Origin of the sequence: Rhizobium sp. BK512 (genome assembly GCF_014194915.1) — a bacterium.
In the GTDB taxonomy this organism is placed as follows: domain Bacteria; phylum Pseudomonadota; class Alphaproteobacteria; order Rhizobiales; family Rhizobiaceae; genus Rhizobium.
Window position 1 is genome coordinate 221,715 of record NZ_JACIAS010000005.1, and the last position, 25,664, is coordinate 247,378.

Genomic DNA, 25,664 nt, shown 5'->3' on the forward strand with positions numbered 1-25,664 from the left:
CACGTTTGAAGAATCCGATCTCTTGAGAAGTCTACCCCCACGCATTCACGCGAATTCGCTTTGTCTCGAAAAGGTCCGAGGATGGGCGATGTGCTTCCGGACGATACTCTCCTTGCTGTCGAGTTCTTCCAGCAGAACGTCATAGCTCCAGAGATCGGCAAGGTGCTGCAGGACGAGCTTCAGATCTTCCTCTTCCAGGAACTCGTCATTGGTTGCTCGGTGCTGCAACAGCAATCTGCGGTCGCCGGCAAGATCGACGTCGACGATCTCAATCGCCGGGTCGGTATGACCGATATCGTAGTCGCGGGAGAGTTGCCGGCGAATACGCCGATAACCGCGCTCATCATGGATCGCGGAAACCAGGATGCCTTCCTGAATCTCCGGATCGTCGTGGAGGTGGAACATGCGCCACCGCCGCATGAGGCTTGGGCTCAGGAACTGGCTGACGAAGCTCTCGTCGCGATAATTGGCCCAGATATCACGCAGGACCGCCATCGGGTCGCCCCGCCCGGCAATATCCGGGAACCAGTCGCGGTCTTCGCCGGTCGGCTCCGTCACGATACGCTCGATATCCTGCATCATCGCAAAACCGAGCGCGTAAGGATTGAAGCCCGAGAACCGCCGATCATCATACAACGGCTGGAACACGACATTGGTGTGCGATTTCAGAAACTCGAAATAGTTGCCGTCGCTGATCTGACCGCGCTCGTGCAGGCGCTGCATGATATTGTAGTGGACGTAGGTGGCTGTACCCTCGTTCATCACCTTGGTCTGGCGCTGAGGGTGAAAATACTGGGCGACGTGGCGAACGATGCGCAATATCTCGCGCTGCCAGGAATGGAGCCGAGGCGCAGATTTTTCGAGGAAGTAAAGGATATTGTCCTGCGGCAAGCCGAGCGCGGCACGCCGGCGCTCGAGATCGCGGTCTGACTTGTTGCGTTTGTTACCGGTCGGCACGGTGCGCCAAAGATCGTTGAAGATCTTTTCCTCGTGAGCGCGGCGCTCCTGCAGCCGCTTTTCCTCCTGCCTGAGGTCCACCTGGGTCTTGCCGGCGTAGCGGTGCACCCCGTGCGACATCAGCGCATGTGCGGCATCGAGCGTGCGTTCGACGGCCGCTTCTCCGTATCGTTCTTCGCAACGGGAGATGTAGCTCTTGGCGAAATCGAGATAGTCGAGAATGCCCTCGGCATCGGTCCAGAGCTTGAACAGATAATTGTTCTTGAAGAAGTGGTTATGGCCGAAGGCAGCGTGCGCTATGACCAATGTCTGCATGGTCGCCGTATTCTCTTCCATGAGATAGGAGATGCAGGGCGAACTGTTGATAACGATTTCATAGGCGAGGTCGCGCATGCCGCGGCGGTAGAAGGCCTCGTGATGGGCAAAATGCTTGCCGAAGGACCAGTGGCGATAGAAGAGTGGCATGCCCGTCGAGGAATAGGCATCGAGCATCTGCTCGGATGTGATGACCTCGATCTGGTTCGGGTAGACATCGAGCCCCAGTTCGCCAAGCGCGATATCCTCACAGGCATCATGAATGCGCTGCAGAGTCGGAAAATCCCAGTCAGCGCCTTCGAAAAGGAGCTTTTCCTTGTGCCGCGTGCTGATTTTCATGGCGTAGCCCCTGCCGTGGCAGCCTTTTTCTGAAACAGGTCGTGGAAAACAGGGAATATCTCGTTCTTGCGGCAGACCTTGCGCATGGCAAGAGGCAATGCAGCAGAGCGGATTTCCTGATAGAGCGCCCAGAGCGGTGACCTCGACGTCGAGGAATCTCCATCTTCCTCACCGACTTCGATGTAGGCGAAGTACTGGCAGACCGGCAGGATTTCCTGCTGCAGCAGTTGCCCCGTCAGAGCACCGTCGGAATAGGAGTTGTCGCCATCGGAGGCCTGCGCCGCATAGATATTCCACTCCGTCGGATCGAAGCGCGCAGCAACGATCGAGCGCATCACCGCCAGCGCACTGGAAACCAGCGTGCCGCCTGTCGCCGGGCTATAAAAGAAAGTCTCCTCATCGACTTCCTCTGCCTTTTCCGTATGACGGATGAAAACGATCTCCACCTTCTCGTAACGCTGCGACAGGAAGAGGTAGAGGAGCAGGTAAAAGCGCTTGGCGAGATCCTTCATATGCTCGCTCATGGAACCGGAAACGTCCATGAGGCAGAACATCACCGCTTTGACGACAGGCTTGGGCGTATTCTCAAAACGCCGGTAGCGGACGTCGAGCGGGTCGATGTAGGGGATACGCTTGCTCTTGAGCGTCAAGGCCTTCAGCCTGTCTTCAAGTACGACGCGTTCTTCCGCATCATCGCATTCGTCGATCTGCTTCTGAAGCGCCTCTATTTCCTCCGCCTTCGGGCGATGAAGCGCCAGACGGCGCATCATGGCAAGGCGTGTCGTACGTCCGACGGCAATGTTGGAGGGGGAGCCGGAAACGGAAAAACCGGCTCTTTGCGGTGTCACCTCCTCGGTTTCGCTCAGCCGGCGCTTGGCAAGGTCGGGCAGTTCCAGGTCTTCGAGGAAGATGTTGAGGAATTCCTCTCGGGTCAGTACGAAGCGGAAACCGTCTTCGCCGTCGCCCTCCCCCGCCTCGGACGAACGTCCGCCTCCCGATGCCGGTGGACGCTTTATGAAGTCGCCCTCTACGAATTTCTGATTGCCGGGAAGGATGCGATCCTGGACTCCCCCACCGCCCCGGTGAAGACCCGGTTCGGTCATGCCGCCGATTGGAAGAGTGACTTCACCGCCATCAAGCACATCGCGGATGGAGCGGTTTTGCAAAGACCGTTTAACCGCTTGTTCTACGGCGTCCTTGGCACGCCGTAGAAACCTTTGTCGATTTTCCAGACTTTTACCGCGCGGGTTAAGCCGCCGGTCTATGATGTGCATGTTTGCTCCTACCTGGGTACTCGCTCCGACGGCCTACCTAACTCGCCTGCTTGACGCGCATGTACCATTCCACCAGCCGGCGAACCTGCCGTTCCGTGTAGCCCCGCGCCACCATGCGCGAGACGAATTCGCTATGCTTCTTTTCGGTCTCACTATCCTTCTTCGATCCGAAAGAGATGACCGGCAGCAAATCCTCGACTTGCGAGAACATACGCTTCTCGATGACTTCCCGGATCTTCTCATAGCTCGTCCAGGAAGGGTTCTTGCCGCCATTGGCAGCCCGCGACCTCAAGGAGAACTTGACGATCTCGTTGCGGAAATCCTTGGGGTTGGCGATGCCCGCCGGTTTTTCGATCTTCGTCAGCTCCTGGTTCAGAAGTTCGCGATCGAGCAGCTGACCAGTATCCGGGTCCTTGAAATCGGTATCCTCGATCCAGGCGTCCGCGTAGTCGACATAGCGGTCGAACAGGTTCTGACCGTAATCGGAATAGGATTCCAGATAGGCCTTCTGGATCTCGTTGCCGATGAACTCCGCGTAACGCGGTGCCAATTCAGCCTTGATGAATTCCATGTAGCGCTTTTCCGTCTCCTCGCCATACTGCTCGCGGCGGATAGCCTGTTCCAGAACATACATCAGATGCACAGGGTCGGCACCGATATCCGTCGTGTCGTGGTTGAAGGTCGACGCAAGAACCTTGAACGCGAAACGTGTCGATATTCCGTCCATGCCCTCATCGACGCCGGCAGCATCCCGATATTCCTGCACGCTCCTGGCACGCGGATCGGTTTCCTTGAGGCTCTCGCCGTCATAGGAGCGCATTTTCGAGAAAAGATTGGAATTCTCATGCTTGCGAAGCCGTGACAGCACGGAGAAACGAGCCAGCATCTCCAATGTCGCCGGTGCACATGCCGCATCGGCTAGCTCCGATCCTTCGATCAGTTTTTCGTAGATCTTCTGTTCCTCAATCACCCTGAGGCAATACGGAACCTTGATGACGCAGATGCGGTCGATGAAGGCCTCGTTGTTCTTGTTGGCCTTGAAGGTTTGCCACTCCGCTTCGTTCGAATGGGCAAGGATGATGCCAGAGAAGGGAATCGCACCGATGTTTTCGGTGCCCATGTAGTTGCCTTCCTGCGTCGCCGTCAGCAGCGGATGCAGCATCTTGATCGGCGCCTTGAACATTTCCACGAATTCCAGCACGCCCTGATTGGCACGGTTGAGACCGCCGGAATAGCTGTAGGCATCAGGATCGTTTTGCGAATAGTGCTCGAGCTTGCGAATATCGACCTTGCCGACCAGCGACGAGACATCCTGATTGTTTTCGTCACCCGGCTCGGTCTTTGCAATCGCGATCTGTCGAAGCCTCGAGGGCTGAATCCTGACGACCCGGAAGCGGGAGATATCACCATCGAATTCGTCGAGCCGCTTAAGGCACCACGGGCTCATCAAACCGCTGAGGCGACGAGTCGGGATGTCGTATTCTTCAAGCAGCATCGGCCCCATGGCTAGGGGATCAAAAAGGTTGAGGGGGCTTTCAAAGACCGGGCTCAGTTCGTCACCGGCTTTGAGAACATAGATGGGGTTGACTTCCATCAGTTGCTTCAGACGCTCTGCAAGCGAAGACTTACCACCGCCGACCGGGCCGAGCAGGTAAAGGATCTGCTTGCGCTCCTCCAGACCTTGGGCCGCGTGCCTGAAAAAGGAAACGATCCGCTCGATCGTCTCCTCCATGCCGAAAAACCCTTCGAAGGCGGGATAGGTTCGGATGGTCCTGTTCATGAAAACCCGGCCGAGCCGCGAATCCTTGGCGGTATCGATGATTTCGGGTTCGCCAATTGCCGAAAGCAGCCGCTCGGTCGCGTTGGCGTAGGCCATCGGATCTTTTTTACACAAGGCAAGATAGTCTGCTATAGACATATCCGTCTCTCGCCGAGACTCGTAGTTACGGGTGAACGCATCAAATAGGGAGTTGTTCAGCATAGGCCCTCCTATAAAGGTCTGCCTCAGCGATTTTCGCCTTCGCTAAGTAAGATGGTGCGCCAATGTTTCGAAAGATCAAGGTCCTCCTCGGCGGAAATAAGACATGGTCGACATTCCGGCATCGCTACACAAAAAAGTGCGCGTAACTTGCCAATTTGATCCTCGAAATCTGACAGCCTCTATAGCTTTGCGACCGTGCCGGGAGTATTATTCGCGCGCGGTTTAAAAGAGGACGCCGCGCACCTTCACGCCGATGACACGAATATGTGTCGGTGCCGCTCAAAAGGCCACCTGATTCGCTGGAGCGAGAATTTCTCGCCTTCCAAAAAAGACAGCTGCCTTCAAGAACTCCGCAAGAAAGCCAGCAGTGGTTGAGAATTGGCCTCAACCCAGTCTTTATGGTTGCGGCTCGTTGTTACATAGCAATCTGTGCAGCGACCTGTTCTGCGGTAACCGACGCGTCAGCTTTCGGGCTTTGACGAGCTGAACGCGGCCCGTTCGATGCCGTGCCGCTGCAGTTTGTCGTAAAAGGTCTTGCGTGGAATGCCGAGGGTTTCGATTGTCCGGCGTACGTCGCCATCGTTCCGGGTCAGCGTCTCGCGGATGATATCGGCCTCATAGCGGTCCATCCTCGCCGGCAGAGGCAAGGGGGCATCTTTGTTTTCAACCCCGTTTTGCCTCGGCTCCACCGCCGCCGCTTCAAGACCGAGGACAAAGCGTTCGGCGAAATGAGAGAGTTCGCGCACATTGCCCGGCCAGTCATGGCTCTTCAGGTGGCGGTGCATTTCTGGCGAAGCGACGGGTGCCGGACGCTTGAAGCGGGTGGCGGCCCGTTCGGTGAAGTGGGCGAAGAGGAGCGGGATGTCGTCGCGCCGGTCGCGCAGCGGCGGGATGCTGATCGTCACGACATTGAGCCGATAATAGAGATCCTCGCGGAAATCGCCGCGCTCGCGCGGATCGCCGAGATCAACCTTGGCCGCAGCCACGACACGCAGGTCGACCGGCCGCACCTCGTTGGTGCCGAGTGGCATGACTTCGCGCATTTCCAGGACGCGCAGCATCTGCACCTGGGCGGGGGCCGGCATGCTTTCGATTTCATCGAGAAACAACGTCCCACCGCTCGAATGTTCGATGCGGCCGATGCGTTTCTTCTGGGCACCCGTGAACGCCCCGGCTTCGTGACCGAAGAGTTCGCTCTCGATCACCGTTTCAGGCAGGGCGCCGCAATTCAGCGCTACGAAGTTTCCCTTCGAACGACGGCTCCAGCGATGCAGCAGGCTTGCCACTACTTCCTTGCCGCTGCCGGTTTCGCCAGTCACCAGGACGTCGACATCGGTGTCGGCGATCTGCCGGAGCGTTCGTCGCAGGCGCTCCATGGCAGGCGTCTGGCCAATCAGCGGCAGATCGCCCTGCGCCTGTTCAGCCGCGTCGCGCAGCGACCGGTTGTCGAGCACGAGCCGGCGTTTTTCGGCGGCGCGGCGCACGCTTTGGACCAGCCTGTCGGCTGCAAAAGGCTTGGTGATGAAGTCATAGGCCCCGTCCTGGATTGCCTTGACGGCCATCGGGATATCGCCATGCCCTGTGATCAGGATCACGGGAAGGTCTTCATCGAGGCGACAGATTCGATCGAAGAGCTGCAATCCGTCGATATGCGGCATGCGGATGTCGGAAACGACGACACCCGAGAACTCCGCGCTCAGATCCTTCAGAGCTTCCGTGGCGGCGGAAAAGGTCGAAACCGAAAAGCCGGCAAGCTCCAGCGTCTGCTTCGTCGCCTTCAGGAGATCCTTGTCGTCATCGATAAGAAAGACCGGGATAGTTTCACTCATGCCTGTGCCTTCTGCAGATAGACGGTAAAGCGGGTGCCGCTCTCGTTGCTGTCGACCTCGATACGGCCGCCATAATCGGCAACGATATCCTTCGAGATGACGAGGCCAAGACCAAGGCCCTTTTCCTTGGAGGTATTGAAAGGCGAAAAGAGCGAGCCGAGGATGTCCGCAGATATGCCTGGGCCGTTATCGATGACGCTCACCGCTACCTGGTTGCCCATCTCCTCGCAAAAGACCTCCACCTTTGCGCCCTCGCGGCCCTCCAGCGCCTCCAGCGCGTTCTGAAAGAGATTGATCAGCACCTGCTCCAACCGGATGCGATTGCCGTTTACTTTCAGATCGGCAGAGGGCAGCTTGATATCGAGCGCATCCAATCGGCCAGCAAAACGGCTCCGCAGCAGAACGACTGCGCCTTCGATGGCCGCGCGCAGTTCTGTCGGCTCCGCCGCGGTGCGACCCTTGCGGGCAAAAGCCTTCAACTCCTCGGTGATGGCACCGATGCGTTCCGTCAGGCTGGCAATCGCACCGAGATTGTCGTCGGCTGAATCCGGCTGCCGCCGTTTGAGGAAGGTGCGGGCATTGTCGGCATAGGCACGGATAGTCGCGACCGGCTGATTGATCTCATGTGCCACGCCGGCGGCAACCTGCCCCAGGATCGCCAGACGGTTCGCCTGCACCAGCTCCTGTTGAACCACCTGCAGCCTTGCTTCGGTGGCGCGATGGTCCGTTATCTCCTCCTGCAGGCGGTCACGGGCGCGGCTCAGATCCTGAGTGCGCTCCAGCACCCGACGCTCCAGCTCCTCGCGCGCGGCGCGCTCGGTCGCAATACGCATGACGGCGATCTGGCGGCGGCGCAGCAGAAACGTCATGATCGCGAGCACGGGAATGAGGGCTGCCAATGTCAGCAGCCGCCATTCGCGCACGGAAGAGGCTATCGGCGCTTCTGTCGGCACGAGATATTCGAGTTGCCAGGTTGTTGACGGCACCTCCGTGCGCAATCGCAGGAACTCGCCCTCCCCGGCGCCCGGCATGATGGCGTGGACGATTGCGGCTCCAGGCCTCAGTTCCTGCCGTTCGTCGATCGGCAGTGGCAGCAGCGGCGCCTCGCCGAATTGTAAGCTCGTCCTGATCGCCGCAAGGCTTTCCTGCGGCAGGGACTTGGCCGTCATAAAACGCCATGACGGCAAGCTGGTGATAAGCACGACACCGTGCTCATCGATGACATAGGCCGGCCGGGCTGCATCGCGCCAGTCCGATTCCAGCTGATCGAACTCCATCTTGACGACGACGACGCCAAGTGGAGCCGCAGCATCCCCGACCCGTCGGGAAATATAAAGCCCCGGCCGGTTGCTGACATTGCCTAGCGCGAAGTGCTCTGCCGTCCCATTTTCCATCGCACGGCGAAAATAATCACGGAAGGAATAGTCGTTGCCTACAAAGCTCAGAGGCTCCTGCCAGTTGCTGGAAGCGATCGCGATGCCGTTCCTGCCGGTTACATAGAGAACCGAAGCGCGGGTGCCGGCGACAAGGCTCTGAAGCTTGCGATCAAGCCCCATGACGGCCTCTCCCTGCCCCGATGCCAGAGCGTCTCGCACCTGCTGGTCATCCGCAAGGAGCAGCGGCAGAGCCCTCGGTCCCTCCAGCACGGCACGCAGCAGCGCCACCTTGAGATTGGCGTCCGTCTGCCCCTGATCCTCCAGCGCCGCAATTGCCTGCAGTCGACCATAGACGCCGGCGCCGTAAAGGGCCGTGCCGATCAGAATGGCCGCGAGCGCCGCAAAGACCAGCCACACCGACCGGGAGCGCCGGCCAAGCTGTTCAGGCGTCAGGAAACGTTCGTTTGCGGTCCTCTGGAGCATGGCCGCATTGTGCATGTTTTCGCACGACCGACAAATCACTTTGTGCGAAAACTCGCACTATCTCATCTGCATCAACCAGTCATATTCAACAATATCAATGAATTAGGAAATCAGAGGAAACTGGCACGCGCGTTGCAAAACAAGTCCTCATCAGTCGGGAGGCTGTTTGACCATCATGACTTGGCCGTCGCCCTATTGGCGTCCGGCATAGTGGAGGACACCATGGATATTGCAATGCACGCCGCTGCAGATCGCGGCAAAACTCCCCTTTACCGGCACCTCTACGTGCAGGTTCTCGCCGCCATCGCGGCCGGCATTCTGCTCGGCCACTTCTACCCATCTCTCGGCGCTTCGCTGCAGCCGCTCGGAGACGCGTTCATCAAGCTCGTGCGCATGGTGATCGCGCCCGTCATCTTCCTGACGGTCACGACCGGCATTGCCGGCATGGCCGATCTCAAGAAGTTCGGTCGCGTGGTCGGTAAGGCGCTTGGCTACTTTCTCGTCTTCTCGACGCTGGCGCTCGTCGTCGGCCTTGTCGTTTCCAATGTGCTGCAGCCAGGCGCCGGCATGCATATCGATCCGGCGACGCTGGATACGAAGGCCGTCAACAACTACGCCGCTCAGGCCCATGACGCGACAATCGTCGGCTTCCTGATGAACATCATCCCGGACACGATCGTCGGCGCTTTCGCCAAAGGCGACATCCTGCAGGTGCTGTTCTTCTCCGTCGTCTTCGGCATCGCGCTCGGCTCTGTCGGCGAACGCGGCAAGCCGGTTCTCGACTTCTTCCAGGTTCTGACAGCTCCAGTCTTCCGCCTCGTCGCGATCCTGATGAAGTTCGCCCCGATCGGCGCCTTTGGCGCCATGGCCTTCACGATCGGTAAATATGGCATCGGCGCGATCGCCAACCTCGCCTTCCTGATCGGTACCTTCTATCTGACCTCGCTGCTCTTCGTGCTGGTCGTACTCGGCGCGGTCGCCCGCTATAACGGCTTCTCCATCCTGGCGCTGCTGCGCTATATCAAGGAAGAGCTGCTGTTGGTGCTCGGCACCTCGTCGTCTGAAGCCGCCCTGCCCGGTCTGATGAACAAGATGGAACGCGCCGGCTGCAAGCGCTCGGTTGTCGGTCTCGTCATTCCGACCGGCTATTCCTTCAATCTCGACGGCACCAACATCTATATGACGCTGGCGGCACTCTTCATCGCCCAGGCGACGGATACGCATCTGAGCTTCGGCGACCAGATCCTGCTGCTGCTCGTGGCGATGCTCAGCTCCAAGGGTGCCGCCGGCATTACCGGTGCCGGCTTCATCACGCTTGCCGCCACGCTCTCGGTCGTTCCCTCGGTTCCGATCGCCGGCATGGCGCTCATCCTCGGCATCGACCGCTTCATGTCGGAATGCCGCGCGCTGACCAACCTCGTCGGCAATGCGGTTGCCACCATCGTCGTCGCCCGCTGGGAAAACGAACTCGACCAGACCCGTTTTGCCGCGGCGATGGCCGGCAATCTGCGCGATGAGAGCGACCTGCTTGCCCCGGTGGCAGTGCCCGCCGAGTAAACAGCGAGACAAAAAATCCGCCGCCAGTCAGACGATTGGCGGCGCATTTCATTTGAGATCGATTGGGCGGGCCAACGAAGCCCGCTCGCTATCTCTTAAACTTAGAGCGCCAGACCCGTACCCCGGTCGAAAATATGGACCTGCTCGCTGGAAATATTGGCTTCGAAACGCGCACCGTAGCGGGCAGCATAATCCCCATCCACCACAGCGGTGACCGGCTGACCGGCGAGATCGAAGACGACATGCGTCTGGGCGCCCGTCGGCTCGACCAGCAAGGTCTGGCCGGCAAGCGCATTTCCCTCCCTGCCGCCGGGTGTCAAATGTTCAGGACGAAGGCCGACGGTCACTGCCTGGCCGGGGCGAACCTTGCGGTCAGGCGCGATACGGATCGCAGTCCCGTCCGAAAGGCGTGCGGCCGGCCGGCCACCCTCACCTTCGACGACGCCTTCGATGAGGTTCATCGCCGGAGAGCCGATAAAGGCGGCGACGAAGAGATTGGCCGGCTTCTTGTAGAGTTCGAGGGGCGTGCCCTCCTGCTCGATCTTGCCCTGGTTCAGGACGACGATGCGGTCGGCAAGCGTCATCGCTTCGATCTGGTCGTGCGTGACGTAGATCGAGGTCGTGTTGACCTTCTGGTGCAGCGTCTTGATTTCCGAGCGCATCTGCACGCGCAGCTTCGCATCGAGGTTGGAGAGCGGCTCATCGAACAGGAAAACGGCCGGATTGCGCACGATGGCGCGGCCCATGGCGACTCGCTGGCGCTGGCCACCGGAAAGCTGTGCGGGCTTGCGATCCATCAGTTTCGTCAGATCGAGCATGCGGGCGGCCTCGGCCACACGCTGCTCGATCTGCGGCTTGGGAAGACCTGATAGTTTCAAATTGAAGCCCATGTTTTCGGCGACCGTCATATGCGGATAGAGGGCATAGGACTGGAACACCATGGCAATGTTGCGCTCGCGCGGCGTCAGCTCGTTGACGACGGCGTCATCGATCATGATCTCGCCGCTGGTGATTTCCTCAAGGCCGGCGATCATGCGCAGCAGCGTGGACTTGCCGCAGCCGGACGGGCCGACGAGGGCGACGAACTGCCCATCCTCGATCGACAGCGAGATATTGTGGATCACATCGAGCGATCCATAGGCCTTGCGGATATTCTTGAGTTCGACGGACGCCATGTGCGTGTCTCCTATGCGGGCTCAGGACTTCACCGCACCAGCGGTCAGGCCGGCGATGATGTGCTTCTGGGCGAGGAAAAAGACGATGATGGTCGGCAGGATGGTCAGCGTTATGAACGCCAGGATGAGATGCCAATCGGTGGCGAACTCGCCTCTATAGACCATGATGCCGAGCGGCCAGGGATAGAGGCTCTCGGAATTGAGCATGATCAGCGGCACGATATAGCTGTTCCAGCTGCCAACGAAGGAGATGATGCCGACGGTGGCGATGATCGGGCGCGAGAGCGGCAGCGATATGTGCCAGAAGAAGCGCATATAGCCGCAACCATCGACAAAAGCCGCATCGAAGAGCTCTGACGGCAGGTTCCTAAAATAATTGCGGAAGAGCATGATACTCATGCCGAGCCCGAAGGCCACCTGCGGCAGCACCACGCCCCAATAGGTATTGAGAAGCCCGAGATCGCGGATGCGGATGTAAAGCGGCAGGATCGCGGTGGCCGCCGGGAACATCAGCCCGATCAGGAAGTAGTTGACCAGATAGGTCGAGCCGAAGAAACGGATATGGGCAAAGCAGAAAGCGGCCATGGCGCCCAGAGTCAGCGTCAGGAAGACTGTGAGCAGGGCGATCAGCAGCGAATTGCCCATCTGCAGCCAATAGCGCTGGCTGACGATGATGTCGATGTAGTTGCTCCACTGCCATACCGTCGGCAGACCGAAGGGATTGCCGCGAAGGTCGGACAGTGTCTTGAAGCCGCCGAGCGCGGTGCTGATCAACGGGATGACGACGAGGCCGGCAACGATCAGCAGCGAGACATACATGTAGATCTGCGTGCCGGTACGGACCTTGCGGCCGGCGCTGTTTGCCGTGGTGGCGTCGATGGGTGGTGCGGTCGAGATATCAGTCATTGCGCATGAAAATCCGCTTGTAGCTGAAGGCGAGCGTGACGCAGATCACGAACAGCACGACACCAACGGCGCTGCCGAAACCGACCTGCATGCGGGTCACCCCGAAATTGTAAAGGAAGGTCACCATGGTCTGCGTCGAGTTCGACGGACCACCGCCGGTCAGCGGCATGATCATGTCGAAGAGCTGCAGGGAGCCGACGACACCGAAGAAGACCGAGAGGCGAACCGTGGAGCCGAGTAGCGGCAGGGTTACGTGCCGGAATTTCTGCCAGCCGGTCGCACCATCGATATCGGCAGCTTCCAGCACGCTTTTATCGATCGCTTGAAGGCCGGCAATGAAGAGCATCATGTGAAAGCCGAAATACTTCCAGACGATAACGCCGAGAATGGCATACATGGCAACGTTGCGATCGGCCAGCCAGAAGGGCGGCTCGACGCCGATCATGTGCGAAATGCCCGCAACGAGGCCAAAATCGCCATCATAGACGAAGCGCCAGATCATGCCGGCGGCAACGTCCGCGAGAACATAGGGCAGGAAGAAGATCAGCCGGAAGAACAGCGCGCCCTTGATCTTGCTGGAAACCATTGTCGCAAGCCATAGCGCCAGCGGAATCTGCACACAGAGCGAGATAAGGACGATCAGGCCATTATTGACAAGCGCCTGGGTGAAGGCACCGTTGCGGAAGATGAGCTGGTAGTTGCGGAGACCGATCCATTGCGTCGGGTCGCCGTAGCCGTTCCAGTTGTAGAAGGAATACCAGGCGGCTTCGCCCATCGGCACGATGACGAGCAGGGTGAAAAGCATCAATGCGGGCGGCAGGAAAAGGATCAGTACCGGCCATTTGCTGTGAGCCAGCGAACGCTTGTGCCGGCGCGGCGCAACTTTGGCGCTCGTCCCTGCCACATTTGCTGACATGAAAGTATCACTCATTGGTCTCTAGGACTCCTCGGGCGAATTCGCGACTGCGCCGCGAGTGAGAAGAAGCCGGCGCCCTGCTTGAGCGCCGGCGGATTTTTACTTCGCTTCGAGCGAGTAGGCGTCCTGGATCTGCTGGGCGGCGTCGGCCGGCGACGTCGAACCGGAGACGATGTCCATCGTCATGTCGTTGACGACACCGCCGACATTCGGACCGAGATCCTGATCGAGGAAGTTCTGGTGCCAGGTTTCCTGATCGAGAGCCACGGCGCTGTCCTTCAGAAGCACATTCTGAACGCCATCGGCCGAGCCCTTGGCGACAGGAATGATGCCGGTCTTCTGGGCCAGCAGTTTCTGATTTTCCGGGTTGCCGAGGAATTTCAGGAATTCTTCGGTTTCCGGGGGCGCATTCTTGGTGACAACCCAACCGTTCAGACGGCCGAGGTAGTCGGTTGCCACACCGGGAGCACCTTCAACGACCGGGAACGGGAAGCGGCCGATATTGTCGTCCGTCTGACCCTTGCCGCTGGTCGAGCTGGCGCGCGAGGTGTCGTTGGTGTTTTCAAAGCCGAGCAGCATCGCCGCGCGGCCATCGCCGAAGGCAGCGAGCGCGTCGTTCCAGGTGGCACCGAGATAACCGTTCTGGAAGGGTTCGAGCTTGCCAAGCTCGGCAAGATGCTCGCCGGCCTTCACGAAGGCCTCACCGGCGAAACCATCACCCTCGCCGGCCTTGGCCTTTTCGAAACCGTCGTGGCCGGCTTCGCGCATGGCGAGATAACCCCAGTAGAAATGGATCGGCCACTTGTCGCCACCGCCGCCGGCGATCGGCACGATGCCTGCGGCCTTGAGCGTCTTCACAGCGTTAAGGAAGTCACCCCAGGTCTTGATTTGGGTGGCGTCGACATTGGCCTTCTTGAACAGTTCCTTGTTGTAGAAGAAGGAGACGAGGCCGGTCTTGTAGGGCGCTGCCCAGACCTTGCCGTCGAAAGTCATGCCATCGATCGTCGCGGCGCTGGTGCCGTTGCGCCATGCGCCTCCATCGGCATCAAGCGCGGCATCGATCGGCCGCAGCATTCCGGTCTCGGCCTGCGCCTTCAGCACGCCGCCGCCCCAGGTGTAAAAAAAGCTCGGCGCCTCGTTTGACTGCAGCAGCGTCGGCAGCTTCGCCTTGAAGGCCTGATTTTCAAGGAACTGCAGTTCGATCTTGACGCCAGGATGGCTCGCTTCGAAGTCTTTGGCGAGCTTGTTCCACACTTCGATGGTGCCTGGAACCTGCTCCAGGTGGAGCCAGCGGATGGTCGTATCGGCGGCAGCCGTAGCCGTCGATGCACAATAGCCGGCAACAGCAATTGCGATCGCCGACAGCATGTTGATGCGATGAGTTTTGGTGGTCAGCACGTGGCACTCCTCCCGAGGCGCTTTATTTCTGTATCCGGATTAAATAATCGCAGCCTTTGCCTCTCTGTCAATACCCTGCCTGAAAAAGCGGCAAAGGATGCGCAAAATGATGCAATTACGGAAATTTCTATTGCGCGATTGCGAAAATCAGATCTACAACAAGGCGAATTTAATTTGCCTCTCGAAAAAAATCGCGAGGCCCTATGACAGTTTAGGTGCGCACGAGACGATGAAGACTGCCGATCCTGAATTGATGCGTGCCATCAACCGCTTGAACGTGCTGGATACGATCCGGCGCCACGGCCCGATCTCCCGCATCCAGATCAGCGAACGCACTGAATTGTCCACGACGACAGTTTCGGCCATTACCGCCTCGCTTCTCGATGACGGGCTCATTTTGCCGATCCACGAGGGCGATATCCGCAACGAGGCGGTGCGTGGCAGGCCGCGCGTCATGCTTGAGGTCAATCCGGATGCTGCCCGGGTCGTCGGCGCCAAGATCGCCGCCAGCCGCATGATATTCGTCGTGACCAATTTCCGCGGCGACGTGCTCTCCAAGCTCACCTTGCCGATCCGCATTGATCGACAGCCGATTGCCGTGATTGCCGATCTCATCGAGGATGGTGTGCGACGCTGCGTCGTCGATATCGGCCTCTCGCTCGATGATATAGACAGCATCTGCCTGGCCCTTCCCGGCGTCATCGAACACCGTACCGGCCACATCCGTTCGAGCCCCATATTCCGTGAAGCCAACATTGATTTTGCTGCGGAAATGTCCGCCCGCCTGTCGACACCGACCATCATAGAGAGCGACGCACATGCCATAACTCTTGGCCATCATTGGTTCGGCAAGGCCCGCGATCTCGAAGACATGGTGCTGATCTCGCTGGAGCAGACGCTCGGTCTCGGCGTGCTGCACGACAATCAGCTTTTTCGCGGCGCCGGCGGCCTCAGCCACAATCTGGGCGACCTGGTTCTCGGCATGGGCCAGCAAGGCGTGGTCAGACTTTCCAGCCAGGCCGGCGAAAGTGCCATTCTCGGCGAACAGCAGGCCGATGGGCGCTTTGCTGAAGCGGTACGCCTCGGCCGCGGCATGACGCATGTGCAGGCGCTGATCCAGGCCGACGACGACCGGCTCATTGCCGCGGCCGTGCGCGCCGGCGAGGCGGTGGGGCTGACAATCGCCAATATCGTCACGCTGTTTGCGCCGCCACGAGTCATTCTCGTCGGCTCCTCGCTTGCGCTGGGTGAGCCCTTCCTCAACAGCTTGCGGGATGCCTATGCGTTGGCAATTCCGCCGTCGCTCAAAGGCGTCAGCGAACTCGTCTTCGACGATTCGACCGACGATTTCTGGGCGCAGGGTGCAGCCGCTGTCGCCCTTTACGAACTCTACGAATCGCCCTGGAGCACAACGGGGCCTGCGCTTTGACGCGCAAAAACCAGTATTTATGGAGGACATGATGGAAAAAGTCGGTATCGGCATCATTGGATGCGGTAATATTTCGGGCGCCTATCTGAAGGCGATGACGTCGGCATTTCCGATCCTCGAGATCCGCGGACTGGCCGACCTCAATCGCGAACTTGCAGAGGCAAAGGCCTCGGAATTCAACCTTCAAGCCCGCACGGTCGATGAGCTTCTCGCTGATCCTAAGGTCGAGATCATCGTCAACCTGACCATTCCGAAGGCCCATGTCGCGGTCGGGCTGCAGGCATTAGATGCTGGCAAGCACACCTATTCGGAAAAGCCGCTGGGGATTAATTTCGCGGAAGGGAAAAAATTGGCGGATGCCGCAAAGGCCAAGGGCCTGCGCATCGGTGCAGCCCCCGACACGTTCCTTGGTGGCGGCCATCAGACTGCCCGCGCACTGATCGACGAGGGCGTGATCGGCATCCCGGTCGGCGGGACCGCGACCTTCATGTGCCCCGGCCATGAGCGCTGGCACCCCAACCCGGCCTTCTACTATGAAGTTGGCGGCGGCCCGATGCTCGACATGGGTCCCTATTACATCACCGATCTCGTCAACCTGCTCGGACCGGTCGCCAAAGTCGCCGGCTTTGCGGTGACCCCGCGCAAAGAGCGCATCATTACCAGTGAGCCGCGCAACGGCGAACGCATTCCGGTTCATATTCCGACGCATGTCGCCGGCGTCATGGCTTTCGCCAACGGTGCTGTCGTGCAGATCGGCATGAGCTTCGATGTCGCCGGCCACAAGCACGTGCCGCTTGAAGTCTACGGCACCGAAGGCACGCTGATCGTGCCGGACCCCAACCGCTTCGCCGGCCCGGTCGAATATCTGAAGAAGGGCGGCGAGCTTGAGGACCAGCCGGTGACCCTGCCCTATGCCGACGGCAACTATCGCTCTCTCGGTGTGGCCGATCTCGCCCATGCCATCCGGTCGAACCGGCCGCATCGCGCAAACGGTGATCTGGCGCTGCATGTGCTGGAAGTCATGGAAGCCTTCCAGAAGGCGTCCGACACGGGCGGCACCGTAACCCTTACCACGACAACGGAGCGCCCTGCTCCGCTTTCTCAATCCCTCGTCGACGGACTGCTCGGCAAGTAATTTTCAGGAGGAATACACGATGCGTGAAGCACTGATCGTCTGGGGCGGCTGGGCCGGCCACGAACCGGAACAATGCGCCGCAATCATCAAGGACATTCTCGAGGAAGACGGCTTCAAGGTCTATGTGGAGCACAGCACAGAGGCCTTCGCCGATCCGTCGATCCACGATCTCAGCCTGATCGTCCCCGTTATCACCATGTCGAAGATCGAGAAGGAAGAAGTGAAGAACCTCGCTGCCGCGATCGAAAGCGGCGTCGGCATCGCGGGTTATCACGGCGGCGCCGGCGACAGCTTCCGTGAGTCGACCGACTACCAGTTCATCATCGGCGGCCAGTGGGTTGCCCATCCCGGCAACATCATCAACTACACCGTCAACATCACCCGGCCGGACGATCCCTTGATGGAGGGGATCACTGATTTCCCCTATAATTCCGAGCAGTATTACATGCATGTCGATCCCTCGAACGAGGTGCTGGCGACGACGACCTTCACCGGCGAACATGCCTATTGGATCGACGGCGTGACGATGCCGGTGGTCTGGAAGCGCAAATACGGCAAGGGCCGCGTCTTCTATTCCTCGCTCGGCCATGTCGCCAAGGAATTCGACGTGCCGCAGATGAGGACGATCTTCCGTCGCGGCGCCAATTGGGCAGCTCGTTGATCGCCTGATATCAGGGCTGCCGGCTTCTCGCCGGCGGCCCACATGAAAAGCGCATATTTGGGCATGACACGGGTGCCAAACCCGTCGATATGCGTTACTGCTGTAGGAAGAACGAACCAGACAGCAAGACCATGAGCGACAACGTTATCAAGTTTCGCAAGCCGAAGCCCCCGCCGAAAGCTCCCAATCCCCTGCTCCGCAAGCTCATGATCATCGCTGCGGTCATCGTCGTGTTTGCATTGGCCTGGATCTATGTCCAGGTCACCGGCGTGCCGCCGCAATAATCCAGCGAGGGATAGTCCGATGAGCGTTCGCCCGCCGCAATCCTTCAGGCAGTCCTTTTCGGCCGAAGGCGGGGTGAATGTACTCGAATACGAGCTCATGTCGGAGCGCGCCAGTTCACTCGGGCGCAACGGCCTTAAAGTCGAATCGGCTCTCTCTGCCCTGAAGGCTTGGAATCCCGATCGCCACACCGCTGAGCAACGCGAAACGCTGGTCAACGACGCCTCGGACGCCGTTTGGGCGCTCTTTGTCCAACGCGAGATTTGCGGGCTGCGGAACAACAAGGATATTGTCCAGCGATACGGCATCCCTGGTGAGGTACTGGCACGAGTTGGCGTCGTCAGGAAATAGCGGCGGTCTGGCTCTGTGTCGGTGGCGCCGGATGCGAGAGCGGGAATGCGCGCGCCTCCTTTTCCAGCCATTCGCAGAAGAGCGTGGATTTGCGGTTTCGCCTCGCCCGGCGCAGCGCCACATATTCATGGCCGCTTTCGAGAAATCCATGCGGCGCTGCCAGCCGGCCGAAGCGGATATCATCCGTCACATAGGGCCAGGGCACGACGCAGACACCGAGCCCGGCATTAGCCGCCTCCAGCATGAAATAGAAATGCTCGTATTCGACGCGACCACCTGCTTCCAAGACAACACCGGAGCGCGCAAGCCAGTCGCCCCAGGCACGCAGCCGGCTACGCGTGTGAAGCCGCGCAGCACCAGTGAAGCGCTTACCTACGGTCTCGGCCAGCGATGGTGATAGTACAGGGCCGGTCTGCTCCGGAAAGAGCGGGATAACATCTGCGCCGGCGGGCCAGGGTGCGGTTCCGACGCGGATCGCGACATCGAAACTGTCGCGAGCAAAATCCACCGGGCGCGAGGAGGCGGTCAAGCGCACGTCGATATCGGGATATTCCGCCTGAAACCGGTAAAGCCTCGGGATGAGCCAGCGCATGGTGAAGGTGCCGGGGCAGGACACATCGAGCGCGCCATCCTCGGTATCGGCGACCGCGCGAACGGAGTTATCGATCTGGTCGAAGGCAACGTTCAGCCCCGACAGCAGCGTCTTACCGGCTTCAGTCAGGCGCAGCCTGTTCTTCGGACCCTCGAAGAGGGGAACGCCGAGCACATTTTCGAGATGCTGGATCTGACGGCTGACGGCACTATGGGTGACATTAAGTTCATCGGCAGCAAGCGTCATGCGGCCGAGACGACCGGCGGCTTCGAAAGCGCGAAGCGCATTGAGCGATGGAATGCGGCGAACCATGTGCGTTTTCCGAACAATATCTGTTCAATCATATCGGTTTTCACACGGAATTCCATGGTGTTTATTATGGCTCGCGAACTACCGAATACCTTTTCAGGAACAAAGGATGCTGGACTGCAACGCGTGCCGGCAATGGCGAAGCTTTGCTTTCGAAGCAATTTATGGAGAGTGATCGTGAACAGCAGACACAGTGACGGAAGTGCGGGCGACGCCAATTACGGCGTGATCGGCACCAACTACTCAAGGTATCGGCAACCCGACCCGTATATCGCAGAGTTCATTCGTACAGCACTTGACAATGCCGAGACCGTTCTGAATGTCGGCGCGGGCGCCGGCTCCTACGAACCGATCGACCGGAAGGTGACGCCAGTCGAACCGTCTGCCTCCATGCGCGCGCAGCGCCCGGCACATCTGCCCGAGGCGGTCGATGCGACGGCGGAAAAGTTGCCCTTCGCCGATCAGTCCTTCGATGCGAGCATGGCGACGTTCACCGTGCATCAATGGTCCGACCTCAAGGCCGGTCTTTCGGAAATGCGGCGCGTTTCGCGCGGTCCGGTGCTGGTCCTGAGCTGCGATCCCAATGAGCTGGAACGCTCATGGCTGTTCGACTATGCGCCGGAGATGATCTCTGTCGAGGCGAGCCGTTATCCAGCCATGCAGACTGTTGCTGACTATCTCGGCGGTACTGTCGAGATATTGCCCGTGCCGATCCCGCTTGCCTGCATCGATGGTTTCGGTGAGGCCTATTATGGGCGGCCGGAGCGTATGCTCGATCCCGGCTCCCGGCTCGCAAATTCGGCCTGGAGCTTTGTCGATCCATCGGTCGGCAAGCGTTTCGCAGCCGAGCTCGGCCGCGATCTTCAGGACGGCAAGTGGGATGCGCGCTATGGATATCTGCGCACGCAGCCCTTCTTCGAAGGGTCGCTGCGCCTGATCGTCGCCCGCCCCTGACGGCCTCAGCTAAAGAACCGGTTCTCCGGTCGCGGCAGGCCGAGATGCTCGCGCAACGTCGTGCCCTCGTATTCCCTGCGGAACAGGCCACGGCGCTGCAACTCAGGCACCAGGCGCATTGTGACGTCGTCGAGCCCCTGCGGCAGATAAGGGAAGACGACGTTGAAGCCATCGGATCCCTCTTCATCCAGCCAGCGCTCCATCTCATCGGCAATGCTCCCCGGCGTGCCGACAAAGGCAAGGCCGGAATAGCCGCCGTAACGCTGGGCGAGCTGGCGGACGGTGAGGTTTTCCTCCTGGGCCAGCTTGATGACCTGGGCGCGGCCCGTCTTGCTGGCGTTGGTGTCGGGAATATCACTGGGCAGCGGCGCATCCGGATCAAAGCCGGAGGCATCATGGCCAAGCGCGATCGAAAGCGAGGCGATGGCGCTGTCGTAGTGAACGAGGCTGTCGAGGGAAAGACGTTTGGCGCGCGCCTCCTCGATACTGTCGCCGATGACGACGAAGGCGGCGGGCAACAATTTCAGGTGATCGCGATTACGGCCAATAGCCTGCATCCGGCCCTTGATGTCAGCGTAGAGTGCCTTGCCGCCGTCGAGGTCGCGCGGCGAACAGAAGACCACCTCGGCAGTTTCGGCAGCGAGCTGGCGGCCGGGATCAGACTGGCCGGCCTGCACAATGACGGGCCAGCCCTGAACCGGGCGGGCAATGTTCAGTGGCCCGCGCACGCTCAGTTCGTCGCCCTTATGGTTGAGCACGTGCATTTTTTCGGGATCAAAATAAATTCCGCTCTCGCGGTCACGGACAAAGGCGTCGTCGGCAAAGCTGTCCCAGAGACCGGTGACGACATCGTAGAATTCGCGCGCCCGTTTGTAGCGCTCGCCATGTTCCACATGCTCGTCGAGACCGAAGTTGAGCGCCGCATCAGGATTGGACGTGGTGACGATATTCCAGGCGGCGCGACCATTGCTCAGATGATCGAGCGAAGCAAAACGGCGGGCGACATGATAGGGCTCGTCAAAAGTGGTGGATGCCGTTGCCGCAAGCCCGATTCTTTCGGTAACGGCGGCGAGCGCCGAAAGCAGCGTGAAGGGCTCGAAAGAAGTCACGGTGTGGCTGCGCTTCAGCGCCTCAACCGGCATGTTGAGCACAGCCAGATGATCCGCCATGAAGAAGGCGTCGAATTTCGCGGCTTCGAGCTTCTGCGCGAAGGATTTGATGTGAGCGAAATTGAAATTGGCGTCTGGATAGGAACCCGGATAGCGCCATGCGCCGGTATGCAGGCTGACGGGACGCATGAAGGCGCCGAGGCGCAACTGCCGTGAACGGGTCATGTTTTTCCTCGTGGATCGGAGCGAAGCGACCGCCTGCCCTCTGCTGAACGCGGATGCCGGAATGACGTATGCCTGCGTTTACGTAGGGGTTCGCGCGCCGTTATTCGAGATTGGTTCGCGTTTTTCCGGCAGTGATTTCATCGGCAAAGCGGTCAACTCGCGGTGATATGGACGGAGGGATAGGCTAGCCGCCGACCCGAGCCCAGGATAAGCAAGCACTTTCCATTTTCTAGCGCATCTATAGAATTTATAATCTTACCTCTCGTGTCGATTTCTTTCACCCATACGACTGTCAGAACTGGAGAAATCGATGACGACCGTGCTCAGGCAACAAGACCAGATCCGGCCCGTGGCCGCCCGCATTGCCAGCGACGAGGAGGCACTTGAGACGGCGCGCGCGCTTGCCACCCAATTCGCCGCCACCGCCGTCGGGCGCGATGCTGAACGCCGGTTACCTTTCGCCGAACTCGACGCGCTTGCACAATCCGGCCTGCTGGCGATTGCGGTTCCCGCGCAATATGGCGGGCTTGATGTCTCGAATGCCGTTCTGGCCGAAGTGACCGCGATCCTGGCGGAAGCAGATGGCTCGATCGGCCAGATCCCGCAGAACCATTTCTACATCCTGGAAGCTTTGCGGGTGGATGGCAGCGAGGAGCAGAAGCGGTATTTCTTCGGCAGGGCGCTTGCCGGCGATCGTTTCGGCAATGCGCTTTCGGAGCGCGGCACGAAAACCGTCGGCCACTACAATACCCGCATTGTCAGGGACGGACCCGGCTATCGCATCAACGGCCAGAAATACTACTCGACGGGCGTGTTGTTCGCTGACTGGGTCACCGTGTTCGCGCTCGATGAGGAAGACCGGCTTGTCATGGCCTTCGTGCCGAAGGGAACCGAGGGCGTCGAGATCATCGACGACTGGGACGGTTTCGGCCAGCGCGCAACGGGCAGCGGCACGACGATCCTCAACAATGTCTATGTCCACGCCGATTCCGTCGTTCGTCACCACAAGGGCTTCGAGCGGCCGACGACCATCGGCTCGGTCGGCCAGATCGTCCATGCGGGCATCGATCTCGGCATCGCGCGGGCCGCTTTCGCTGAGACACTCGAATTCGTGCGCACCAAATCCCGCCCCTGGATGGACAGCGGCGTCGAACGCGCCGCAGAGGATCCGCTGACGATCTCGAAGGTCGGACAGATCGCCATCCGGCTGGAAGCTGCTGCAGCACTCCTCGAACGTGCCGGTCAGAAAGTCGATGCGGCCCAGATCGAGACGACGGAAGCAACCGTCGTTGAAGCCACGCTTGCTGTCGCCGCAGCCAAGGTACTGACGACCGAGATCGCCATCGAAGCGACCAATACGCTCTTCGAGCTTGCGGGCACCTCCGCCGTCAAGGCCGAACTCAATCTCGACCGGCACTGGCGCAATGCACGCACCCACACGCTGCACGATCCCGTGCGCTGGAAGTACCACGTCGTCGGCAATTATCACCTGAACGGCGTGATCCCACCGAAGAACGGCGCACTCTAACTCTCTCCTCAACTAAAACCCCATTTCTGTCACCGGAAATGGGGTTCTTTTCGCGACCACTCCCCGTCTCAGCTATAGAGGCTGACTTCGGGGATCTTGTCGTTCAGCACGAATTCGCCGACTTCCTTGGCCTTGTAGAAGACCGGATCGTGCAGCGTGTGGGTGCGCACATTGCGCCAGAAACGGTCGAAGCGATATTTCTCCGCCGTGGAGCGCGCGCCAGTTAGTTCGAAGACGCGAGACGTGATATCGAGCGAGACATGGGTGGCGTGCACCTTGGCGGCATAGGCTTCCGCCGCCGCCTCGCCGCGCTCACGGGCGGTGACAGCATGGCCCTTTGCAAGTCCTGCCTGGACAGTCGCCGCTGCCGCATCGGCCAGGGCGGCGGAGGCTTTCAGCGCGGCGGTGAACTCACCGACCCGCTCCAGGATATAGGGATCGTCCGCAGCCCGCTCGACGCCCGAAGTGACCCAGGGACGCGTCGTCGTGCGCACATAGTCGATGGCAGTCTGGAGCGCGCCTTCGGCGCTGCCGAGATAGAAGTTGACGAAGACGAGCTGGATGAGCGGCGTGTTGAAGGTGGAAAGTACCTGCGGGGCGGCATCGGGAGCAACCGGGACGCCAACGAAATCCTCCTCATAAACAGGGAAATCGTGGAACTCGACGCTGCCGCTGTCAGAGAGCCGCTGACCGAAATTGTCCCAGTCGTCATTGGCCTGATAGCCGGGCCGATTGGTCGGCACGGCGAAGCCGACGATCTTGTCGCCGAGCGTGGCGTTGGCATTGATGTAGTCGGAGACATGAGCGGCGGTAGAGAAGGACTTACGCCCGCTCAGCACATAACCGTTACCGCGACGGGTGAGAACAAGACCTGGATCGCGCGGATTGACAGCAGCACCCCAATAGAGGTTTTTCGCCACGGTTTCGGCACCTAGCGCATGAGCGCGGGCTTCCTCAAGCGCCCAATAGACATACTGGCTATTGACGAAGTGATAGCCGAGAAGCTGGCCGATCGAGCTTTCGCCGCGCGCCAGGATGCGCACGAGCCGCAAGCCATCCACCCAATCAAGGCCACCGCCACCGATCTTTTGATCATGTAGGGCATTCAGCAGACCGGCATTCTTCAGCTTGACGATCTCGGCAAGCGGTGGACGACCTTCACGGTCGAGTTCGGCGGCGCGCCTGGAAAGATCGGCCGAGATGTCCTCAGCGCGGGCAAAGAGGTCCGCTCGCGTCGCGCTACGGTTGGTCGCGAAGACGACATTGGACTGGCTCATGGAATGAAACTCCGGTTTCTAGAAATGGGGCCGGCGGGGGCCGCACAACCCCCGCCGGAAGATCGAGGCAGGCAGCTTAGAAAAGCTTGTCCGGGATCCAGCTCGCGGTTGCCGCGTCGCTTGTGCTGAAGGCCGGGATTTTCTGCGCCAAATCCTCGATCGTCTTGACGCCGGCGGCACGCAGGCTTTCCTGCGTCAGGAGCGTCGGCTTCACTGTGATCTGATGCGGGATTTCCTGCCCGGCGATCTGAAGAGCGGCGGCACGAACGGAGACGGCACCGACAACAGCCGGATTGGTGGCGACGGTTGCAACCCAGGGGCTGCCCTCTTCGGTGATCTCCTGAATGTCGGCAGTGGAGACATCTGCCGAATAGATCTTCACCTTGCTCGCGATGCCAAGGTCATTGGCGGCGAGCTTCACGCCACGAGCAAACTCGTCATAGGGGGCGAAGACGACACTGATATCGGGGTTGGCGGTCAGCGCGGCCTTCGCCTGATCGGCCGTCGAGGTCGCCGTCGTATCGCTCACATTGCCGAAACGGGCCTTCTCGACGACGCCGGAATTCTCCGACTTGAACTTCTCCCAGACCTCGTTACGGCGGTCGAGCGGCGCGAAGCCTGCGACATAGACATAACCGGCCTTGAAGCTCTTGCCATTGTCCTTGACGACCTGGTCGAGGCCGAGCCGAGCGAGTTCATGGTCGCTCTGCTCCACCTGCGGCACCTTGGGATTGTTGAGGTTGACGTCGAAAGCGACAACCTTGATGCCCTTGTCCAGCGCCTGCTGGACGACATCGCCGAGCGATTCTGGCAGGCCGTGATCGACGACGATACCGGCTACGCCGAGATTGATCGCCTGCAGGATCTGCTCACGCTGCTCGGCGGCATCCTGCCGGCCGGGAAACACACGCAGATCGATATCGAGCGCCTTGGCCTGGGCTTCCGCACCGGCCTGATAGGCCTGAAAGAAGTCACCCGCCGAGATGTAGCTGATCAGCGCCACCTTGACGCCGCCCTTGTCGAAGGGGGCCGGTGCGCCGTTGAGACCGGCGGCAAAGGAGGTCTGATAGAGAGTGAAAGAAATTGCGGCTGCAGAGAGCGCCAGCCGTGCGAGGGATTTCATCGTCGCGATCCTCTAGTCAATCGAGAGCGTCGTCTGACAGGTTGGCAGCTCCCCGCGACGCATGAATTATTAGATATAAACTCTATGTTTTTAGTAGATTTAATGATCCGATTTTTGGCGGTTCAGGAGAATCTTTGTTCCCGTCGCTGCGTGACCGCGGCAAAGGCTTGCCTCGCAGTTCAG

At 59.8% G+C, this 25,664-nt stretch carries 21 protein-coding genes; 8 read left to right on the top strand and 13 right to left on the bottom strand.

Going from position 1 to position 25,664, the window contains the following annotated elements; all coding sequences use genetic code 11:
* Positions 1-45: 45 nt before the first annotated feature.
* From FHX06_RS19040 to FHX06_RS19060, 5 genes are all read right to left on the bottom strand, one after another.
* Positions 46-1,611 carry a SpoVR family protein gene (locus FHX06_RS19040; RefSeq protein WP_018114801.1) on the bottom strand — a complete coding sequence of 522 codons (1,566 nt, stop codon included), beginning with the start codon at positions 1,609-1,611 and terminating at the stop codon, positions 46-48.
* Positions 1,608-2,885 carry a YeaH/YhbH family protein gene (locus FHX06_RS19045; RefSeq protein WP_029616414.1) on the bottom strand — a complete coding sequence of 426 codons (1,278 nt, stop codon included), beginning with the start codon at positions 2,883-2,885 and terminating at the stop codon, positions 1,608-1,610. The genes FHX06_RS19040 and FHX06_RS19045 overlap by 4 nt, the downstream gene beginning before the upstream one ends.
* Positions 2,886-2,922: 37 nt before the next feature.
* Positions 2,923-4,866 (bottom strand): PrkA family serine protein kinase, encoded by a 1,944-nt coding sequence (locus FHX06_RS19050; RefSeq protein ID WP_029616415.1) that lies wholly within the window; start codon positions 4,864-4,866, stop codon positions 2,923-2,925.
* A 461-nt stretch (positions 4,867-5,327) separates the two neighbouring features.
* Entirely contained in the window at positions 5,328-6,695 is a 1,368-nt protein-coding gene (locus tag FHX06_RS19055; RefSeq protein WP_183880466.1) for a sigma-54-dependent transcriptional regulator, read from the bottom strand.
* Positions 6,692-8,569 (bottom strand): sensor histidine kinase, encoded by a 1,878-nt coding sequence (locus FHX06_RS19060; RefSeq protein WP_113212329.1) that lies wholly within the window; start codon positions 8,567-8,569, stop codon positions 6,692-6,694. Before FHX06_RS19060 ends, FHX06_RS19055 begins: the two co-directional genes overlap by 4 nt.
* Positions 8,570-8,776: 207 nt before the next feature.
* On the opposite strand from FHX06_RS19060, the gene FHX06_RS19065 reads away from it, so the two are divergent.
* Entirely contained in the window at positions 8,777-10,111 is a 1,335-nt protein-coding gene (locus FHX06_RS19065) for a dicarboxylate/amino acid:cation symporter (protein WP_113212328.1), read from the top strand.
* Positions 10,112-10,212: 101 nt separating this feature from the next.
* On the opposite strand, the gene FHX06_RS19070 is transcribed toward FHX06_RS19065, so the two are convergent.
* The 4 genes from FHX06_RS19070 to FHX06_RS19085 all read right to left on the bottom strand — a co-directional run bounded on the left by FHX06_RS19070 (position 10,213) and on the right by FHX06_RS19085 (position 14,476).
* Positions 10,213-11,286, bottom strand: a complete 1,074-nt coding sequence (locus FHX06_RS19070) for an ABC transporter ATP-binding protein (protein ID WP_113212327.1) — start codon at positions 11,284-11,286, stop codon at positions 10,213-10,215.
* Positions 11,287-11,307: 21 nt separating this feature from the next.
* Positions 11,308-12,105, bottom strand: coding sequence for a carbohydrate ABC transporter permease (locus FHX06_RS19075; protein ID WP_112972453.1), 798 nt, complete (start codon positions 12,103-12,105; stop codon positions 11,308-11,310).
* 79 nt (positions 12,106-12,184) lie between these two features.
* Positions 12,185-13,108 carry a carbohydrate ABC transporter permease gene (locus FHX06_RS19080; RefSeq protein WP_113212326.1) on the bottom strand — a complete coding sequence of 308 codons (924 nt, stop codon included), beginning with the start codon at positions 13,106-13,108 and terminating at the stop codon, positions 12,185-12,187.
* A gap of 99 nt (positions 13,109-13,207) precedes the next feature.
* Positions 13,208-14,476 (bottom strand): extracellular solute-binding protein, encoded by a 1,269-nt coding sequence (locus FHX06_RS19085; protein ID WP_162738560.1) that lies wholly within the window; start codon positions 14,474-14,476, stop codon positions 13,208-13,210.
* A gap of 259 nt (positions 14,477-14,735) precedes the next feature.
* Between FHX06_RS19085 and FHX06_RS19090 the strand changes: the two genes are divergently transcribed.
* The 5 genes from FHX06_RS19090 (at position 14,736) to FHX06_RS19110 (ending at position 18,364) form a co-directional block, all read left to right on the top strand.
* Positions 14,736-15,935 carry an ROK family transcriptional regulator gene (locus FHX06_RS19090; RefSeq protein ID WP_029616420.1) on the top strand — a complete coding sequence of 400 codons (1,200 nt, stop codon included), beginning with the start codon at positions 14,736-14,738 and terminating at the stop codon, positions 15,933-15,935.
* Between the two features lie 31 nt (positions 15,936-15,966).
* Positions 15,967-17,070, top strand: coding sequence for a Gfo/Idh/MocA family protein (locus FHX06_RS19095; RefSeq protein WP_183880683.1), 1,104 nt, complete (start codon positions 15,967-15,969; stop codon positions 17,068-17,070).
* 19 nt (positions 17,071-17,089) lie between these two features.
* Entirely contained in the window at positions 17,090-17,731 is a 642-nt protein-coding gene (locus FHX06_RS19100) for a ThuA domain-containing protein (protein ID WP_018114813.1), read from the top strand.
* Between the two features lie 131 nt (positions 17,732-17,862).
* A complete protein-coding gene (locus tag FHX06_RS19105; RefSeq protein WP_183880468.1) occupies positions 17,863-18,015 on the top strand; it encodes a hypothetical protein in 153 nt (50 codons plus the stop codon).
* A 19-nt stretch (positions 18,016-18,034) separates the two neighbouring features.
* Complete coding sequence (locus tag FHX06_RS19110) at positions 18,035-18,364, top strand: DUF6665 family protein (protein ID WP_018114815.1); 330 nt, start codon at positions 18,035-18,037, stop codon at positions 18,362-18,364.
* Here FHX06_RS19110 and FHX06_RS19115 read toward each other — a convergent pair.
* Positions 18,354-19,268 (bottom strand): LysR family transcriptional regulator, encoded by a 915-nt coding sequence (locus FHX06_RS19115; protein ID WP_112972351.1) that lies wholly within the window; start codon positions 19,266-19,268, stop codon positions 18,354-18,356. The genes FHX06_RS19110 and FHX06_RS19115 overlap by 11 nt on opposite strands.
* A gap of 174 nt (positions 19,269-19,442) precedes the next feature.
* On the opposite strand from FHX06_RS19115, the gene FHX06_RS19120 reads away from it, so the two are divergent.
* Positions 19,443-20,219: a class I SAM-dependent methyltransferase gene (locus FHX06_RS19120; protein ID WP_183880470.1), complete on the top strand. Its 777-nt coding sequence runs from the start codon at positions 19,443-19,445 to the stop codon at positions 20,217-20,219.
* 5 nt (positions 20,220-20,224) lie between these two features.
* On the opposite strand, the gene FHX06_RS19125 is transcribed toward FHX06_RS19120, so the two are convergent.
* Positions 20,225-21,553, bottom strand: a complete 1,329-nt coding sequence (locus FHX06_RS19125) for an LLM class flavin-dependent oxidoreductase (protein WP_113212323.1) — start codon at positions 21,551-21,553, stop codon at positions 20,225-20,227.
* Between the two features lie 310 nt (positions 21,554-21,863).
* Here FHX06_RS19125 and FHX06_RS19130 point away from each other — a divergent pair, with 310 nt between their 5' ends.
* Positions 21,864-23,081, top strand: coding sequence for an SfnB family sulfur acquisition oxidoreductase (locus FHX06_RS19130; RefSeq protein ID WP_113212322.1), 1,218 nt, complete (start codon positions 21,864-21,866; stop codon positions 23,079-23,081).
* A gap of 68 nt (positions 23,082-23,149) precedes the next feature.
* On the opposite strand, the gene FHX06_RS19135 is transcribed toward FHX06_RS19130, so the two are convergent.
* The gene (locus FHX06_RS19135; protein ID WP_113212321.1) at positions 23,150-24,358 is read right to left on the bottom strand and encodes an acyl-CoA dehydrogenase family protein; all 1,209 of its coding nucleotides are present in this window, start codon (positions 24,356-24,358) and stop codon (positions 23,150-23,152) included.
* 76 nt (positions 24,359-24,434) lie between these two features.
* A complete protein-coding gene (locus FHX06_RS19140) occupies positions 24,435-25,481 on the bottom strand; it encodes a substrate-binding domain-containing protein (protein ID WP_113212320.1) in 1,047 nt (348 codons plus the stop codon).
* Between the last annotated feature and the right edge of the window lie 183 nt (positions 25,482-25,664).